Source organism: Leifsonia sp. C5G2 (assembly GCF_013359685.1).
Classification (GTDB): Bacteria; Actinomycetota; Actinomycetes; order Actinomycetales; family Microbacteriaceae; genus Leifsonia.
The window spans coordinates 159,441-176,439 of record NZ_JABFMV010000008.1; the positions used below are offsets into that span (position 1 = coordinate 159,441).

18 protein-coding genes are annotated in these 16,999 nt (G+C 70.9%); 12 read left to right on the plus strand and 6 right to left on the minus strand.

What is annotated here, in order from left to right:
• Positions 1 to 205: 205 nt before the first annotated feature.
• The 3 genes from HNO83_RS12415 to HNO83_RS12425 form a co-directional block, all read right to left on the minus strand.
• Complete coding sequence (locus HNO83_RS12415; RefSeq protein WP_175337824.1) at positions 206 to 1,141, minus strand: NUDIX hydrolase; 936 nt, start codon at positions 1,139 to 1,141, stop codon at positions 206 to 208.
• Positions 1,138 to 3,348, minus strand: a complete 2,211-nt coding sequence (locus HNO83_RS12420; RefSeq protein ID WP_175337825.1) for an RNA degradosome polyphosphate kinase — start codon at positions 3,346 to 3,348, stop codon at positions 1,138 to 1,140. The genes HNO83_RS12415 and HNO83_RS12420 overlap by 4 nt, the downstream gene beginning before the upstream one ends.
• A 100-nt stretch (positions 3,349 to 3,448) precedes the next feature.
• Positions 3,449 to 4,201 (minus strand): response regulator transcription factor, encoded by a 753-nt coding sequence (locus HNO83_RS12425; protein WP_502708433.1) that lies wholly within the window; start codon positions 4,199 to 4,201, stop codon positions 3,449 to 3,451.
• A gap of 107 nt (positions 4,202 to 4,308) precedes the next feature.
• Here HNO83_RS12425 and HNO83_RS12430 point away from each other — a divergent pair, with 107 nt between their 5' ends.
• From HNO83_RS12430 to ygfZ, 3 genes are all read left to right on the plus strand, one after another.
• The gene (locus HNO83_RS12430) at positions 4,309 to 4,659 is read left to right on the plus strand and encodes a hypothetical protein (RefSeq protein WP_175337827.1); all 351 of its coding nucleotides are present in this window, start codon (positions 4,309 to 4,311) and stop codon (positions 4,657 to 4,659) included.
• Positions 4,660 to 4,826: 167 nt separating this feature from the next.
• Positions 4,827 to 5,423 carry a heme-binding beta-barrel domain-containing protein gene (locus HNO83_RS12435; RefSeq protein ID WP_175337828.1) on the plus strand — a complete coding sequence of 199 codons (597 nt, stop codon included), beginning with the start codon at positions 4,827 to 4,829 and terminating at the stop codon, positions 5,421 to 5,423.
• Between the two features lie 6 nt (positions 5,424 to 5,429).
• A complete protein-coding gene (ygfZ, locus tag HNO83_RS12440) occupies positions 5,430 to 6,554 on the plus strand; it encodes a CAF17-like 4Fe-4S cluster assembly/insertion protein YgfZ (protein ID WP_175337829.1) in 1,125 nt (374 codons plus the stop codon).
• 64 nt (positions 6,555 to 6,618) lie between these two features.
• Here ygfZ and HNO83_RS12445 read toward each other — a convergent pair whose 3' ends face one another.
• Positions 6,619 to 7,464: a class I SAM-dependent methyltransferase gene (locus tag HNO83_RS12445; protein ID WP_175337830.1), complete on the minus strand. Its 846-nt coding sequence runs from the start codon at positions 7,462 to 7,464 to the stop codon at positions 6,619 to 6,621.
• A 67-nt stretch (positions 7,465 to 7,531) separates the two neighbouring features.
• On the opposite strand from HNO83_RS12445, the gene HNO83_RS12450 reads away from it, so the two are divergent.
• Positions 7,532 to 8,281 (plus strand): phosphoglyceromutase, encoded by a 750-nt coding sequence (locus HNO83_RS12450; RefSeq protein WP_175337831.1) that lies wholly within the window; start codon positions 7,532 to 7,534, stop codon positions 8,279 to 8,281.
• 53 nt (positions 8,282 to 8,334) lie between these two features.
• The gene (locus HNO83_RS12455; protein ID WP_175337832.1) at positions 8,335 to 8,754 is read left to right on the plus strand and encodes a 2'-5' RNA ligase family protein; all 420 of its coding nucleotides are present in this window, start codon (positions 8,335 to 8,337) and stop codon (positions 8,752 to 8,754) included.
• A gap of 89 nt (positions 8,755 to 8,843) precedes the next feature.
• Here HNO83_RS12455 and phoU read toward each other — a convergent pair whose 3' ends face one another.
• The gene (gene phoU, locus HNO83_RS12460; RefSeq protein ID WP_175337833.1) at positions 8,844 to 9,500 is read right to left on the minus strand and encodes a phosphate signaling complex protein PhoU; all 657 of its coding nucleotides are present in this window, start codon (positions 9,498 to 9,500) and stop codon (positions 8,844 to 8,846) included.
• A gap of 193 nt (positions 9,501 to 9,693) precedes the next feature.
• On the opposite strand from phoU, the gene HNO83_RS12465 reads away from it, so the two are divergent.
• Positions 9,694 to 10,845 (plus strand): sensor histidine kinase, encoded by a 1,152-nt coding sequence (locus HNO83_RS12465; RefSeq protein ID WP_175337834.1) that lies wholly within the window; start codon positions 9,694 to 9,696, stop codon positions 10,843 to 10,845.
• Positions 10,842 to 11,525, plus strand: a complete 684-nt coding sequence (locus HNO83_RS12470) for a response regulator (RefSeq protein WP_175337835.1) — start codon at positions 10,842 to 10,844, stop codon at positions 11,523 to 11,525. The genes HNO83_RS12465 and HNO83_RS12470 overlap by 4 nt, the downstream gene beginning before the upstream one ends.
• A gap of 73 nt (positions 11,526 to 11,598) precedes the next feature.
• Here HNO83_RS12470 and HNO83_RS12475 read toward each other — a convergent pair whose 3' ends face one another.
• Positions 11,599 to 12,105, minus strand: a complete 507-nt coding sequence (locus HNO83_RS12475; RefSeq protein ID WP_175337836.1) for a hypothetical protein — start codon at positions 12,103 to 12,105, stop codon at positions 11,599 to 11,601.
• Positions 12,106 to 12,243: 138 nt separating this feature from the next.
• Here HNO83_RS12475 and HNO83_RS12480 point away from each other — a divergent pair, with 138 nt between their 5' ends.
• The 5 genes from HNO83_RS12480 (at position 12,244) to rlmB (ending at position 16,994) form a co-directional block, all read left to right on the plus strand.
• The gene (locus HNO83_RS12480) at positions 12,244 to 12,726 is read left to right on the plus strand and encodes a CarD family transcriptional regulator (protein WP_055914438.1); all 483 of its coding nucleotides are present in this window, start codon (positions 12,244 to 12,246) and stop codon (positions 12,724 to 12,726) included.
• A gap of 160 nt (positions 12,727 to 12,886) precedes the next feature.
• Positions 12,887 to 14,044, plus strand: a complete 1,158-nt coding sequence (ispD, locus tag HNO83_RS12485) for a 2-C-methyl-D-erythritol 4-phosphate cytidylyltransferase (RefSeq protein ID WP_175337837.1) — start codon at positions 12,887 to 12,889, stop codon at positions 14,042 to 14,044.
• Positions 14,045 to 14,130: 86 nt separating this feature from the next.
• Positions 14,131 to 14,511, plus strand: a complete 381-nt coding sequence (locus HNO83_RS12490) for a nuclear transport factor 2 family protein (protein ID WP_175337838.1) — start codon at positions 14,131 to 14,133, stop codon at positions 14,509 to 14,511.
• A 36-nt stretch (positions 14,512 to 14,547) separates the two neighbouring features.
• A complete protein-coding gene (gene cysS, locus HNO83_RS12495) occupies positions 14,548 to 15,981 on the plus strand; it encodes a cysteine--tRNA ligase (RefSeq protein WP_175337839.1) in 1,434 nt (477 codons plus the stop codon).
• Entirely contained in the window at positions 15,978 to 16,994 is a 1,017-nt protein-coding gene (gene rlmB, locus HNO83_RS12500) for a 23S rRNA (guanosine(2251)-2'-O)-methyltransferase RlmB (protein ID WP_175337840.1), read from the plus strand. The genes cysS and rlmB overlap by 4 nt, the downstream gene beginning before the upstream one ends.
• The last annotated feature ends 5 nt before the right edge of the window (positions 16,995 to 16,999 follow it).

Below are 16,999 nucleotides of genomic sequence, written 5' to 3' on the forward strand. Positions count from 1 at the left end.
ATTTCCTCTGGTGTTTCTGAGCGCCCGAATCGACGCCGCAGTCACGCTAACAGGAGACACACCAATCCACAATCTTATGCATGATATGCCAGTAATGATTGCATTTCACGCCGGCGTTGCCCATTCGGCGCCTCCGCCGCTGGGATTCTCGGACGACTCGTGCGCCGCCGTCGGCGAAGGCTTCCCCCGGGCCGGGGTCGGGACGCTATCCGGCGGGCGGGTAGGTCTCGATCGACACGATGCCGGAGGCCGGATTGGTCGCAGAGAGGTGCACGACCGAGAATCCGCCCGTGTCCAGGTCGGCGGCGTCGTTGAGGTAGCCGCCCGGCATCGTGCCGGTGGCCAGCGCGATCTCGCGCATGATCTCCGGGAGGACCGGGCCGTGGCTGCACAGCACCGCGGTCTTCCGGGAGCGGATGCGCTTCCCGACCACGCGCCGCACGTCTCCGGCGCCCTCTTCGTAGGCGTCCTGGCTGATGCCGTGGTCGCGCGAGGGCTTGATTCCGGTGGCGGCGGCGAGAGGCGCGACCGTGGTCACGCAGCGGACGGCGTCGCTCGTGACGATGCGCTTCGGCCGCCAGGACTGCAGTGTGGGGACGTCGGCCGCCGCCTGCCGCACGCCGCGCTCGGTGAGCGGACGCGCGGCGTCGGAGCCGCCCCAGTTGTCGCGCGGAGCCGCCTTGCCGTGACGGAGGGCGATGAGCGCGAAGGTGGAGGTGATGCCCTGGCGCACGAGCGCGTCGAACGCCTCGAGGATCTCGACGTCGCGCTCATAGGTGAGGTAGCCGCGCGCCTTCTTGATGGTGACCCACTCGATCGCCGCGATCTCGCTGTTCGGCACGAAGGTGGAGCGCTCGATCGCCTTGTCGGACACTTCGGCGGCCCAGAAGTGGACGATCTTCTCCCTGCCGCTGCCGAGCGCGTAGGTGGAGACTCCCAGCGGGACCCCCAGGCCGATGGCGAGCCCGGTCTCCTCCAGGATCTCGCGGACGGCCGTCTGCGGAAGCGTCTCGCCCGGATCGACCTTGCCCTTGGGGATCGTCACGTCGCCGTACTTCGTGCGGTGCACCACGAGCACGACGATGCGGTCGTCCACGACGCGCCAGCAGAGGGCGCCCGCGGCGTAGATGGCCGGGCTCACCGCCTCGTTCCCGTGCGGGTGCTGCGCGGACGGTGGCTGTACTGCTGGATGAGCTTGCTCTGCAGGTCGGCCAGCGGCTTGCCGTTGTCGTCCAGGTGGTGCCGTGTCCACACGCCGTCCTGGTCGAGCTTCCAGGTGGCGGTGCGCTCGTCGAAGGCGAGGTCGAACAGGTCTTCCAGCTCGCGGACGTGGTCCGGGTCGCTGAGGCGCACGAGCGCCTCGACGCGGCGGTCGAGGTTGCGGTGCATCATGTCGGCGCTGCCGATGTAGACCTGCGGCTCCCCGCCGTTGACGAACGAGAACACCCGCGAGTGCTCGAGATAGCGGCCGAGAACGGACCGCACCCGGATGTTCTCGGACAGGCCCTCGCGCCCGGGGACGACGCCGCAGATGCCGCGCACCCACAGGTCGACAGGGACGCCGGCCTGGCTGGCGCGGTAGAGGGCGTCGATGATCGCCTCGTCGACGATGGAGTTGAGCTTGATCCGGATGCCGGAGGGCCGGCCCGCCTCGGCGTTGGCCCGCTCGGTGTCGATCCGCTTCAGCAGTCCCTTGCGGAGGTGCAGCGGGGCGACGAGCAGCCGCTTGAACTTCTTCTCGATCGCGTAGCCGGAGAGCTCGTTGAACAGGCGCGTGAGGTCTTTGCCGACCTGATCGTCGTCGGTGAAGAGCCCGAGGTCTTCGTAGATGCGCGACGTCTTCGGGTTGTAGTTGCCCGTGCCGATGTGGCTGTAGCTCTTGAGCACGCCCTTCTCCTCGCGGATGACGAGCGCCAGCTTGCAGTGGGTCTTGAGCCCGACGAGGCCGTAGACCACGTGCACGCCGGCCTTCTCGAGCTTGCGGGCCCAGGAGATGTTGTTCTGCTCGTCGAAGCGCGCCTTGATCTCGACGAGCGCCAGCACCTGCTTGCCGGCCTCGGCGGCGTCGATCAGGGCCTCGACGATCGGGCTGTCGCCGGAGGTGCGGTAGAGCGTCTGCTTGATGGCGAGCACGTGCGGATCGGCCGCGGCCTGCTCCAGGAACGCCTGAACGCTGGTCGCGAAGGACTCGTACGGGTGGTGCACCAGGACGTCCTGCCGCGAGATCGCGGCGAAGATGTCGGGCTTGGCATTCGGCTCGCTCGGCATCAACTGCGCGGGCGTGGTCGGCACGTGGTTGGGGTAGTGGAGGTCGGGCCGGTCGATCTTCGCCAGGTCGAACAGGCCGCCGAGGTCGAGCGGGGCGGGCAGCCGGTACACCTCCTGCTCGGTCACGTCGAGCTCGCGCACCAGGAGGCCGAGGGTGACGGCATCCATGTCGTCGGTGACCTCGAGGCGGATCGGCGGGCCGAACCGGCGGCGCAGGAGTTCGCGCTCCAGCGCCTGGATGAGGTTCTCGGTCTCGTCCTCGTCGATCTCGACGTCTTCATTGCGGGTGACGCGGAAGACGTGGTGGTCGAGGATCTCCATGCCGGGGAAGAGGTCGCCCAGGTGGTTGGCGATCAGGTCCTCCAGCATGATGAACCGGACCTGGCCGAGGCCCTCGCGCTGGTCGATGCGCACGAACCGGGGGAGCATCTGCGGCACCTTGAGGCGGGCGAACTGCTCCTTGCCCGAGCGGGAGTTGCGCACCCGCACGGAGAGGTTGAGCGAGAGCCCGGAGATGTAGGGGAACGGGTGCGCCGGGTCGACCGCGAGGGGCATCAGGACCGGGAAGATCTGCTGCGAGAAGACCTCGCGCATCTGCGCCTTGTCGGCCTCGTCGAGTTCACCCCACGTCGCCACCGTGATGCCGGCCTCCGCCAGCGCCGGCTGCACCAGGTCGTGGTAGGCGCGGGCGTGCCGGAGCTGCAGTTCGTGCGCCTTCTCCGAGATGTCGGCCAGCACGTCCTGCGGAGCGCGGCCGACGTTGGTCGGCACCGCGAGACCGGTGGCGATGCGTCGCTTGAGACCCGCGACGCGCACCATGAAGAACTCGTCGAGGTTGCTCGCGAAGATGGCGAGGAAGTTCGCGCGCTCCAGCACCGGGAGCAGCGGGTCCTCCGCCAGTTCGAGCACCCGCTGGTTGAATGCCAGCCAGCTCAGCTCGCGGTCGAGGTAGCGGTCTTCCGGCAGCGTCGGGTCGGGCTCGTAGATGAAGGGGGCGAAGTCGTCGTCGAAGTCACTGCCCAGGCTCCCGCCCAGCCCGGAGTCAAGAAGGCCGTTCTCGAGGGTCGTGCGCTCGTCCATCCCCCCATCATGTCACCGCCGACGCGCGCCAGGGACGGCCGTACGTAAACGGTGGATAAACGCCTCGCTGTGGAAGAACGCTCCGTGCTGCTCCGCCGGTTCAGGGCCGGACCGACGTCGGCAGCCGGTCGTTGTCGTCCTCGTAGACGTTGAACCGGTACCCGACGTTGCGCACGGTGCCGATGAGCGACTCGAGGTCGCCCAGCTTCGCCCGCAGCCGCCGCACGTGCACGTCGACCGTCCGCGTGCCGCCGAAGTAGTCGTAGCCCCACACCTCGCTGAGCAGCTGCTCGCGCGTGAAGACACGGGAGGGGTGCGTCGCGAAGAAGCGGAGCAGTTCGAACTCCTTGAAGGTGAGGTCGAGCTGGCGTCCGTGCGCCTTCGCCGAGTAGCTGGCCTCGTCGATCGTGATGCCCGAGGCCTGGATCTTGCTCTGCGCGTGCTCCTGAGTCTGGCGGCCGATCGCCAGCCGGATGCGCGCATCCACCTCGGCAGGACCGGCGTTGTCGAGCACGACATCGCTGACGCCCCAGTCGGCGCTCACGGCGGTGAGGCCGCCCTCGGTGAGCACGAGCACGAGCGGGACGGTGACTCCGGTCGTGGTGAGGATCTTGCACAGCGACTTCGCGCTGGCCAGGTCGCGCCGGGCGTCCACGAAGATTAGGTCGCAACTCGGAGCGTTGACGAGCGCGGCCGGCTCGGCCGGGATGTGGCGGACCCGGTGGCTCAGTAGCGCGAGGGAGGGGAGCACCTCGGCATCGCTCACAGAGGCTGCGGATCCCGGGGAGGCGGCACTGCTTTGGCCCTGTCCGGAAGCGTTCGACGCAGACGTGAGGATCAGAAGTTGCGCCACCCATTCCTCCTCACCCGTCTGTGCCGCAATGCTACCGGAAATGCGCAGCACCCCTTCCCGCGGCCCTCGGCAGCCGGACCGCGGGCCGCGCGGGGCAGAATGGGAGCGTGAGCGACGACATCCCGGACACCCCTCTCCCGCACGCGCTCGGCCCGGCCGCGGCGGCCGGAGCCGCACAGCCTCCGCTCCCGCGGTGGGCGACCGCGCTCAGCATCGGCTCGGTCTGGGCGATCGCGCTGGTGCTCGGCGTGCTGATCGGCTCGCTCTCGCACCCGGCGGCGTACGCCTCCTGGCTCTCCCTCGCCCTCGCGGTCTGCGCGCTGCTCGGCTTCGTCTCGCAGCTCGCCACGCAGCAGAAGGACGGCTTCGTCACGCGCCTGGCCGCGACCCTCACCGGCAGCTTCGTCATCCTCGGGGTCATCGGCGCCGTCCTCGCCCTGATCGCCGGACTGCGCTGACGACACCGACCGGATGTCGGCGGCAGCCGGTTAGACTGGACCCATGCTGGTCGCTCTCGAACTCTTCTTCATCGGCCTTCTCGGCCTGGCAACGCTCGCGATCCTCGGCGTCTCCGGGGTCGTGGTCTACAACCTCTTCCGCGGTCAGCGCTGAGCATCCCGCTCCCATGATCGAGATCCCCACCGACCTTCCGGCGGAGCTGGTCCCCCTCTCCTGGCTGATCGGGGTCTGGGAGGGCACGGGTGTGCTCGATTACGCGGTCGGCGAGGAGCACACGCAGCGGGAGTTCGGCCAGCGCATCAGCTTCAGCCACGACGGTCTGGGGTACCTCAACTACTCGTCCACGTCGTGGATCCTCGACGAGGAGAACACGCCCCTCGCCGCCGAGACGGGGTACTGGCGCCTGCACCGCAAGCTCGTGGAGGGCGACGCCGGACCGGCGATGCTGCCCGGGATCGGCGCGCGGCCGTTCTCCACGGCGCAGTCGGTCGAGGCGCTGCGCAACTCCAACGGCGCCTTCGACATCGACGTCTCGATCATCCATCCCGACGGCGTCAGCGAGCTCTACCTCGGCCAGGTCTCCGGTCCGCGCATCGACCTCGCGACCGACGCGGTGCTCCGCACGGCGGGGGCGAAGGAGTACACGGCCGCGACCCGGCTGTACGGACTGGTGGAGGGCCACCTGCTCTGGGCGTGGGACATCGCAGCCCTGGGGCAGGAGCTGCGCACGCACGCCTCCGCCCGGCTCGCCAAGGTCGACTGAGGCGCCATGAGCGACGCATCCCCTTCTCCTTTCCTCGAGCTCCCCGGCGCCGTCGACTCGACCGGCGCAGGAGTCCCGGCCCACTACGGCAGCCCGCTCTCCGAGCAGCGCGCCCTCGCCGAGGGCGACGCCATCGTCGACCTCTCCGACCGCGCCGTGCTCACCGTCCAAGGCCCCGACCGGCTCAGCTGGCTGAACTCCCTGACCAGCCAGGCGCTGACCGGGCTGCGGCCGGGGGAGTCGTCCGAGACGCTGCTGCTGGATGTCACCGGCCGCGTGGAGCACGCCGCCCGCCTCCTCGACGACGGCGAGACGCTGTGGCTGCTCGTGGACCGGCCGGAGGCCGCAGGACTGCTCGCCTGGCTCGACTCGATGCGGTTCATGCTGCGCGTCGAGCTGGCCGACCGCACCGCCGACCTCGCCACCGTCGGCACGCTCGGCGACCCGCCGCTGCCGATCGCCGCCCCGAACGGCGTGCCGCTCATCTGGCACGACCCGTGGCGCACGGTGACGCCCGGCGGCCACCAGTACGCCCGCGGCGAGCATCCGGGCGCCGGGTGGACGTGGAGCGAGCGCCTCGTCCCGCGCGACGCTCTGCCGTCGCTGGTGGCACGCGTGTGCACCGGCGAACTGTCCGTGGCGGGCACCCTCGCGGCCGACGCCCTGCGCATCGCGGCCTGGCGGCCGCGCTTCGCCACAGAGGTCGACGAGCGCACCATCCCGCACGAACTGGACTGGCTGCGCACCGCCGTCCACCTCAGCAAGGGGTGCTATCGCGGTCAGGAGACGGTGGCGAAGGTGCACAACCTCGGTCACCCTCCGCGCCGCCTGGTGATGCTGCACCTCGACGGGTCGGAGGGGGTGCACCCTGCTCCCGGCGCCGTCGTCTCGCTCGACGGGGCCGAGGTCGGCTCGGTGACCTCCTCCGCACTGCACTACGAGCTCGGCCCCATCGCGCTCGCGGTGGTGAAGCGCTCCGCCGATCCCGGAGCGACGCTGACGGTGGATGCCGACGGCACCCCCGTCGCGGCCGCCCAGGAGATCGTCGTCCCGCCGGAAGCCGGGGCCGAGGCGCACGTGCCGCGGCTGCCGCGCCTCGGCGCCGTCACCCGCGCTCCGCGCCAGCAGTAACCCTCCCGCTACGCCGTCGGCTCCGGACTTTTTCGAGCCGGGCGCGGCGTGTCGGGCGAAGAACTCAGGAGCTGATGGCCGCGCGTGCCGGGGAGGCGGGCGCGACGGACGGCCAGGCGACGGTGAGCTCGCCGATGCGCCACCGGGTGCGGCCGCCGACGATGGGCCAGCCGGCGTCGCGCATGCCCTGGGCGACGGCGATCCAGCGCTGGCTCGGGCCGTACGCGGCGAGCGGCGAGTGGACGCGCCACAGCCGGTCGAGCTCGGACAGGAAGTCGTGCACGCGCTCGCCGGGGACGTTTCGGTGGATGAGCGCCTTCGGCAGTCGCTCGGCGACGACCGACGGCGCGTCGAGGTCGCGGAGGCGCAACGACACGGTCAGCGTGCGCGGACCTTCGGGCCCGAGCGCGACCCAGCTGGAGATGCGGCCGATCTCGTCGCAGGTGCCCTCGACGAGCAGGCCGCCGGGCTGCAGGCGGGTGCGCATCCGCTCCCACGCGTCCGCCACCTCCACCTCGCGGTACTGCCGCAGCACGTTGAACGCCCGGATGACGGCGGCGCCGCGCCCGCCGGGAAGCGGCACCTCGAACCCGCCGAGGGCGAAGCGGATGCGCGCCTGCGGGTCGAAGCCGGTGCGGCCCGCGCGGACCGCGGCGAGCTGCTCGTCGGCCGTCCGCACCCGCCCCGGCTCGATCTCCAGGCCGATGACCTCGACATCCCGCCGCACCTTCGCCAGGCGCTGCTGCAGCTCGAGAGCCGTGACGCCGCTCGCGCCGTAGCCGAGGTCGACGACCACCGGGTCGGCCGTGCGCCGCAGCACCGGCTGGGCCGCGATCCACCGGTCGACGCGGCGCAGCCGGTTGGTGTTCGTCGTGCCACGGGTGACCGTGCCGACGGCGCCGGAAGCCATGCGTCCATCCTGCCAGCGCGCTCGGGCCTGGACGTGGCGGCGGGCGCCGACACGATAGATTGGGGGCATGGCCGCTCCCTACACCCTGATCCTCCTGCGCCACGGCAGCAGCGAGTGGAACGAGAAGAACCTGTTCACCGGCTGGGTCGACGTGCGTCTCAGCGAGACCGGCGTCGCCGAGGCCAAGCGTGCGGGCGAGCTGCTCCGCGACTCCGGGCTCGCGCCCGACGTGCTGCACACCTCGGTGCTGACCCGTGCCATCCAGACCGCGAATTACGCCCTCGACGTGGCCGACCGGCTGTGGATCCCGGTGCGGCGCTCCTGGAGGCTCAACGAGCGCCACTACGGCGCGCTGCAGGGCCTCGACAAGGCGGAGACGCTGGAGAAGTACGGGCCCGAGCAGTTCCAGCTGTGGCGCCGCTCGTTCGACGTGCCGCCGCCGCCGCTCGCCGACGACAGCGAGTTCTCGCAGGTCGGCGACCCGCGCTACGCCGGTCTCGGCGACGAGCTGCCGCGGACCGAGTGCCTGAAGGACGTCATCGCCCGGATGCTGCCCTACTGGGAGTCCGACATCACGCGTGACCTCACCGCCGGGAAGACCGTGCTCGTCACCGCCCACGGCAACTCGCTGCGCGCGCTGGTGAAGCACCTCGACGGCATCTCCGACGACGACATCGCCGGCCTCAACATCCCGACCGGCATCCCGCTCGTCTACAAGCTCGGCGAGGACTTCACGCCGCTCGAGCCGTCGTACTACCTCGACCCCGAGGCCGCCGCGGCCGGCGCCGCCGCGGTCGCCGCACAGGGCAAGAAGTAGCCACGACCAGCACCTTCGTCGTCGTCGCGTTCCTCACGGGACGCGGCGACGACGTGTTTCCGGCCACCTTCCCGGCTTCCGACTGGCAGCTGCACGTCACGATCGTCCCGCCGTTCGAGACTGAGCTCGATGCGGACGCCGTGGCGGCGCTGCTGCCGCGGGCCGCCCCCATCCCTATCGACGGAGGGGCGCGCGAGCGGTTCGGCGCGCACCGCACGGTCCCGGTCACGGTCCTCCGACCGTCGGCGCCGCTGCTGGCGCTGCACACCGCGGCGGTCGGCGCGCTGGAGGCCTCGGGCGTGACCGTGCGCGACGCCCGCCACGTGCGCGAGGGCTACCGGGCGCACGCCACCGATCAGCGCACGGGCCGCCTGCACCCCGGCGAGCACGCCGTCCTCACCGAGCTCTCCGTCGTCGCCCGCGCCCCCGGCGGCCTCCGCCGCGTCGCCGCACGCGTCCCCCTCCACCCCTGACCCACGCAAAGAGCTCCTGAGTTTTTCGACCGATCCGGGCGGATCCGGTCGAAGAACTCAGGAGCTCTTGGCTTCGGAACGGGGGAGCCTCAGGAGGCGAGCTCCGGGGCCCAGTCGCCGGTGGCCAGGTACTGCACCTTCTTGGCGATCGAGACCGCGTGGTCCGCGAAGCGCTCGTGGTAACGGGAGGCGAGGGTCGCGTCCACCGTATCGACCGCCTGGCCCTTCCACGTCTCGCCGAGCACCTTGTCGAACACGCTGATGTGCAGCTCGTCGATGTCGTCGTCGTCGTTACGGATCTCGTCGGCGAGGCGGATGTCCTGGGTGCGGAGCAGCTCCGCGAGCTTCTCGGCGATCTGCACGTCGAGGCGGCCCATCTCGGAGAATGTCGAGCGCAGGCTCTTCGGGACGACCTTGTCCGGGAAGCGGTAGCGCGCCAGCTGCGCGATGTGCTCGGCCATGTCACCCATGCGCTCGAGCGACGCGCTGATGCGCAGCGCGCTGACGACGATGCGGAGGTCGCGGGCGACCGGCTGCTGGCGGGCGAGGATCTGGATGGACAGCTCGTCCAGCAGCACCGTCAGCTCGTCGATGCGGTGGTCGTTGGCGATGACGTCCTCCGCGAGCGTCACATCCGACTCGTTGAACGCGGCGGTGGCGTTCCTGATGGACACGACGACCAGTTCGGCGATCTCGACGAGGCGGTCCTGAACTTCCGCCAGCTCCTGCTGGAAGACTTCGCGCATGGGGTGTGGTCCTTCCTGGCGTGCGCGGGCACGCGGGATGTCGGGGCCTTCTGGTCCCGTCTAGCATGTTCGCCGCGGCAGGTTAACAAACGGTGCCGCCCGGCTGAACACTGTCTAACGTACCCGCGAAAACACGCGGCAGGACGCCGGATCCGTCGGAGCGTTCACTTTCGCATCACCTACGCTTAGGCCTATGGACTCCACCTGGTTGGTGCTGCTGTCGCTGGGCCTGGGGCTCGCCGTCGGCGCCGGTTTCGTGTGGATCCTGCACATCGCCGCGCGCCGGGGGGACAACGCGGCGCAGGTGGTGAACCCGGCTGTGCCGGACGGCGTCGACCAGGTGCTCGACGCCCTGGAGTCGGCGGGCGTCGTGCTCGACCCGTCGAACAACGTCATCAAGGCCTCCCCGGGCGCGCACGCGATCGGCCTCGTCTGGAACGGCGCGCTCGTCCATCCCCACCTCGTCGACCTCGTCGATCGCGTCCGGCGCACAGGGGAGTCCATCACCGAGGAGTGCGAGCTCTCGCGCGGACCGTTCGGCGACGCCGGCATCCACCTGAGCGTGCGGGTCGCGCGGCTCGGCTCGCGCTACATCCTGCTGCTGGCAGAGGACCGCACCGAGTCGTTCCGGCTGGAGGCCGTGCGGCGCGACTTCGTCGCCAACATCAGCCACGAGCTGAAGACGCCGATCGGCGCGGTGAGCCTGCTCGCGGAGGCGCTGGATGGTGCGTCCGACGACCCGGAGCAGGTGCGGCGGTTCGCGCTGCGGCTCTCGGAGGAGGCGCAGCGCCTCGCCCGCATCACCCAGGACATCATCGAGCTGAGCCGGCTGCAGGCGGCGGACGCGCTGGGTGACGCCGCCCCACTGTCGGCGAGCAAGGTGGTGAAGGCGGCCATCGACCAGAACCGCGTCGCAGCGGAGACCCGGAACATCGAGATCGCGATGCGCGGCGACAAGCAGGCGCAGGTGCTCGGCAACGAGGCCCTGCTGGTCACCGCCGTGCACAACCTCATCTCGAACGCCATCCAGTACTCGCCGGACGACTCGCGCATCGGCATCGGCGTGCGCAACGCCGACGGTGTGGTCGAGATCGCCGTGACCGACCAGGGCGAGGGCATCCCCGAGGAGGACCTCGACCGCGTGTTCGAGCGCTTCTTCCGCGTCGATCAGGCCCGCTCGCGCAACACCGGCGGCACGGGTCTCGGCCTCTCGATCGTCAAGCACGCCGTCCAGAACCACGGCGGCGACGTGCGCGTCTGGTCTCAGCCCGGTCGCGGCTCCACCTTCACGATCCGGCTGCCTGAGGCCTCCACCGTCCGACCCCCGATAGGAGACAATCCGTGACATCCATCCTGCTCGTCGAGGATGAGGCCGCGCTCAGCGAGCCGCTCGCCTACCTGCTCAAGCGCGAGGGCTACGAGGTGGAGGTGGCGGAGGACGGCCCGACCGCGCTCGCCGCGTTCGACCGCGACGGCGCCGACCTGATCCTCCTCGACCTGATGCTGCCGGGCATCCCCGGCACCGAGGTGTGCCGCGAGATCCGGACGCGCTCCAGCGTTCCGATCATCATGCTGACGGCGAAGGACTCGGAGGTGGACATCGTCGTCGGGCTGGAGCTCGGGGCCGACGACTACGTGACGAAGCCGTACTCGTCGCGCGAGCTGCTGGCCCGCATCCGCGCCGTCCTCCGCCGCCGGGTCGAGGAGGACGAGCACGTCGACGACGGTGTGCTGGAGGCGGGGACTGTGCGCATGGATGTGGACCGGCACACCGTCGCCGTCAACGGCGAGGAGATCTCCATGCCGCTGAAGGAATTCGAGCTCCTGGAGCTGCTGCTGCGCAACGCCGGACGCGTTTTGACCCGCGGCCAGCTGATCGACCGGGTGTGGGGGAGCGACTACTTCGGCGACACGAAGACGCTCGACGTGCACATCAAGCGCATCCGCTCCCGCATCGAGGAGAGCCCGTCGGAGCCGCGGATGCTCGTCACGGTGCGCGGGCTCGGCTACCGCTTCAACGCCTGAGCGGCGTCCACTGCACGACGAAGCCGCCCGGTGCGCGATGCATCGGGCGGCTTCTGTCGGTCGTGGGGTCGGCTCAGCCGGCGGCCGGCAGGATGGTCGGCGGCACGAGGCTGGAGTACTCGGGCAGGCCGCCGTCGAGCACGGGGACTTTGAGGTTGACGCCGGTCTGGTCGCCGTACTGGAAGTAGACGGGGAACAGGCTGCCGGGCTTCGCCGTGAACTCCGGGATCAGCACGTTGCTGGGGCCACCGGTCTCCGGGTCCTGGCCGAGCTGCTTCACCTGGCCGGGCTTGACGGTCACCTCGGCGGCGCTCGAGCCCGTGTCGCCGGCCGTGATGGCGACGCGCTGGCTCGTGGAGCCGGTGTTCACCAGCGTGACCACCAGATTGCCGACGGTGCCGTCCTTCGCGTCGGTGACGATGAGCGCGTTGCGGACGTCGACCGTGCCGACGCTGCCGCTGACGCCGTCGCTCGCGTCGTAGTGCTTGGTGGTCGCCTGCGGGGCGATGAGACCGCAGCCCGCGGTGCTGAACGCGACGGCCAGGGCGAGGGCGACGGTCGTCGCGACTCGAGCTTTCACTGATGACCCTCCAGGTGGTTTCTCCCTGCAACTCTAGCCCATCGCGGGGGCCGTTCCGGGGGCCGGGGAGACGTGAGGGCGAACCTTAGCATGTGCCTCGTGTGGTATCCTATTCATTGCTGAAGGGACAACAAATCTATGCTTTTCGAGGTTGGCGAGACCGTCGTCTATCCGCACCACGGTGCCGCAACGATCACCGAAGTCAAGAAGAGAATCATCAAGGGTGAAGAGAAGCTGTACCTCAAGCTCAACGTGACTCAGGGCGACCTGACCATCGAGGTCCCCGCCGAGAACGTCGATCTGGTCGGCGTGCGCGACGTCATCGGCAAGGAGGGTCTCGACCGCGTCTTCGAGGTGCTGCGAGCCCCGTTCACCGAGGAGCCCACCAACTGGTCGCGTCGCTACAAGGCCAACCTGGAGAAGCTGGCCTCCGGCGACGTCATCAAGGTGTCCGAGGTCGTCCGCGACCTGTGGCGCCGTGACCAGGACCGCGGCCTCTCCGCCGGTGAGAAGCGCATGCTCGCCAAGGCGCGGCAGATCCTCATCTCCGAGCTGGCCCTGGCAGAGAAGACCGACGACGAGCAGGCGTCCAGCCTCCTCGACGAGGTGCTCGCCTCCTAGGCCGCTCCACCCCGACTCCCGGCCCCGTCGCTCTCCGAGCGGCGGGGCCGTTGTCGTTCCCCCGTGACTGCGCCGTTTCGGAACGTCTGCGGCGCGGCGCGCGGGCGCAGACGTTCCGAAACGCCGCACTCGCGGCGCGGGGTGCCGGTACGGTGGTCGGGTGGAGAGCAGCAGCACACCCCGGGTCGCCGTCGTCGTCGTCGCGGCGGGCAGCGGCACGCGTCTCGGCGCCGGCCGGCCCAAGGCATTCGTGACCCTGCAGGGCCGGACGCTGCTGGAGCGGTCGCTGCATGCCGTGCGCGGCATGCGCCACACCGCCGACGCGATCGTGGTCGCCCCGGCCGACCGCGTCGAGGACGCCGGCTGGCTCGCCGAGCGGTCCCTCGGCCGTCCGGCCACGGTGGTCGAGGGCGGCGCCACCCGCCAGCAGTCGGTGGCGGAGGGCCTCGCCGTGATCGACCCGCACGTGGACGTGGTGCTCGTCCACGACGCCGCCCGCGCCCTCGCGCCATCCTCCCTGTTCGACGCCGTGGTGGACGCGGTCCTGGAGCGCGGCTACGGCGTGGTCCCCGGACTCCCGGTCAGCGACACAGTGAAGCGCATCGGCGACGACGGAGAGGTGCACGAGACCGTCGATCGGTCCGCGCTGGCCGCCGTTCAGACCCCGCAGGGGTTCCCGCGCGAGCAGCTGCTGACCGCCTACACGCTGGCGCGGAGCGACGAGACCGACGACGCCGGCCTTGTCGCGGCGGCAGGGTTCCGGGTGGATGTGGTCCCCGGCGACGCGCACGCCTTCAAGGTGACGACGCCCTGGGACCTGCGCCGGGCCGAGGAGCTGCTGTCCGGCACCGGTGCACCGCGGATCGGCCTCGGCAGCGACACGCACGCCGTCGACACGTCCGCCGAGCTCTGGCTGGCCGGCCTGCACTGGCCGGGTGAGCCGGGGCTCGCCGGGCACAGCGACGGCGACGCGGTCGCGCATGCGATCGTCGACGCGCTGCTGTCGGCCGCCGGACTCGGCGACATCGGCGGCGTCTTCGGCACCGGCGACCCGCGCTTCGCCGGCGCCCACGGTGAGGTGTTCCTCGCCGAGGCGCGGCGACGGGTCGAGGAGGCCGGCTTCCGGATCGGCAACGTCGCCGTCCAGGTGATCGGCAACCGTCCGAAGCTCGGCCCGCGCAGGCGGGAGGCGGAGGATCGCCTCTCGAGCATCCTGGGCGCACCGGTCTCGCTCGGCGCCACCACGACCGACGGGCTCGGGTTCACCGGCCGCGGCGAGGGCGTCACCGCCAACGCGACGGCGCTGCTGCTGGCGTGACCGCATCCCGCCGGCCATAGCCGTCGGTCCCGCACGGGCCTAGGGTGGCGTCGGGCGTCACGGCGACGCGGAAGAGGAGCGGGCACATGGCGGGAACGGACACCGAGACGGTCGCGAAGGCGTACATCCAGGCGGTCGGCGCCCACGATCCCGAGGCGCTCGAGAAGCTGCTCGACGACCAGGTGCGCGCCGAGTTCGCCGGGAGCACGAGCGACAAGGAGGCCTGGCTGACCGCCCTGAAGCGGCTGATGCCGGCCCTCGTGCGCAACGAACTGCGCGAGGTGTTCAGCGCGGCCGATCGGGCCTGCGTCGTCTACGACTTCGTCACCGACACCTCGGCCGGCGCGGTGCGCTGCGTCGAGCTGCTGACCGTGGTCGGCGGCCGCATCACGCAGATCGAGCTGCTGCTCGACCGGGCGGCGTTCGCGCCCGTCAACGCGGAGCTCGCCGAGCGCGCGAAGCAGTAGCCGCGGCGAGCCGCCCTCGCCCCGTAGGCTTGTGCCGTGACTCTTCGGCTCTACGACACCCGGGCGGCGGCGCTGCGCGACTTCGTCCCGCTGCGCGACGGCGAGGTCGGCATGTACGTGTGCGGTCCGACGGTGCAGTCGTCGCCGCACATCGGCCACCTCCGCTCCGCCCTCGTGTACGACCAGCTGCGCCGGTGGATGACGTACCGCGGCTACGACGTCACGCTCGTCCGCAACGTGACCGACATCGACGACAAGATCCTCGTCAACGCCGCGGCGGCTCAGGCGGAGGGCGGCAGCGAGGAGTGGTGGGCGCTGGCGTACCGCTTCGAGCTGGAGTTCACCGACGCCTACCGCGCGCTGGGCGTGCAGCCGCCGACGTACGAGCCGCGGGCGACCGCCAGCATCCCGCAGATGCAGGAGATCATCCAGCGCCTCATCGAGGCGGGCCACGCCTACGCCGCGACCGACGGCTCCGGCGACGTGTACTTCGACGTGAAGAGCTGGCCGTCGTACGGCGAGCTGACCCGGCAGAGCATCGACAACATGGAGGCCGCGGCCGACGCCGACCCGCGCGCGAAGCGCGACCCGCGCGACTTCGCCCTCTGGAAAGGCCGCAAGGACGACGAGCCCGCGTCGGCCGCGTTCCCCTCGCCGTGGGGTGACGGGCGGCCGGGATGGCACATCGAGTGCTCCGCGATGTCGCGGCGCTACCTCGGGCCGCAGTTCGACATCCACGGCGGCGGCCTCGACCTGCGGTTCCCGCACCACGAGAACGAGCTTGCCCAGTCGACCGCCGCAGGCGACCCGTTCGCGAACTACTGGGTGCACAACGGGCTGGTGCACGTCAACGGCCAGAAGATGAGCAAGTCGCTCGGCAACTCGGTCTACGCCGCCGACCTACTCGGCGCCGCGCGGCCGCTGGTGGTCCGCTACTACCTCGGCTCCGCGCACTACCGCTCCACCATCGACTTCCACGACGGCTCGCTGAGCGAGGCGGAGGCGGCGCTCGACCGCATCGCCGGCTTCTTCGAGCGCGTGGAGCGCCGGCTCTCCGGCACCCGGTTCGCCGGGCACGGGGTCGAGGTCGTGCCGGAGTCGTTCGCCGAGGCCATGGACGACGACCTCGCGGTGCCGCAGGCGCTCGCCGTGCTGCACGACACCGTGCGTTCAGGCAACGCGGCGCTGGATGCGGAAGACTTGGAGGCGGCCGCGACCGCACGCGGGCACGTCCTCGCCATGACGGAGGTGCTCGGCATCAACCCGCTGTCGCCGCAGTGGCGCTCGAGCGGGTCGACCGCGGCCGAGTCGGCCCTCGGCGAGCTGATCGGAACGCTGCTCGCCGACCGGCAGCAGGCGAGGGCCGCCCGCGACTTCGCCGCAGCCGATCGCATCCGCGACGAGCTGGCGGCGGCAGGAATCACCATCGAAGACACCCCGTCGGGGTCGCATTGGAGCATCGGATCATGAAGAACTCGGGTGGGAAGCCCCGCGCCGGAGCCGTCCGGAAGAGCAAGAAGGGCCCCCAGGTGGGCACCGGCGGCCACGGCCGCAAGGCGCTGGAAGGCAGGGGCCCGACCCCGAAGGCCGAGGACCGCGAGTACCACAAGGCGCACAAGGCCAAGGCGCTCCGCGAACGCGCGGCCGAGAAGGCGGGCCAGCGCGGCGGCCGGGATGCGGCCCCGCGCGGTGCGTCCGGCGCCTCCCGCCGTGCCAAGAGCGGGGACGAGAGCGAGATCGTCACCGGTCGCAACTCGGTGCTGGAGGCGCTGCGGGCCGACATCCCCGCCTCCACGCTGTACGTCGCGGCCCGGGTGGAGTTCGACGACCGGATGAAGGAGATCCTGTCGATCGCCACTGGGCGTGCCATCCCGATCCTCGAGGTCATGCGTCCGGAGCTCGACCGGCTCGCCGGGCGCGACGCGGTGCACCAGGGCGTCGCGCTCAAGGTGCCGCCGTACGAGTACGCGCACCCGGGCGAACTGCTCGACAGCACCGTCCGCCGCGGGGAGACCCCGCTGTTCGTCGCGCTCGACGGCATCACCGACCCGCGCAACCTCGGGGCGATCATCCGCTCCACGGCGGCGTTCGGCGGTCAGGGCGTGATCGTGCCGCAGCGCCGCTCGGTGGGCATGACGGCATCGGCGTGGAAGACCTCCGCGGGTGCGGCGGCGCGCACCCCCGTGGCCATGGCGGCCAACCTGACCCAGACGCTCAAGGACTTCAAGAAGGCGGGCGTGTTCGTGCTCGGCCTCGACGGGGGAGGGGACGTCAGCCTTCCCGGGCTGTCGTTCGCCGACCGTCCCGTCGTCATCGTGGTGGGCAGCGAGGGCAAGGGCCTCTCGCGCCTGGTGACGGAGACCTGCGACGCGATCGTCAGCATCCCGATCTCCGCGTCGACCGAGTCGCTGAATGCCGGCATCGCGGCGAGCGTCACCCTCTACGAGATCTCGAAGCTCCGCGCGGAGGCCACCTCCCGCTGAGCTAT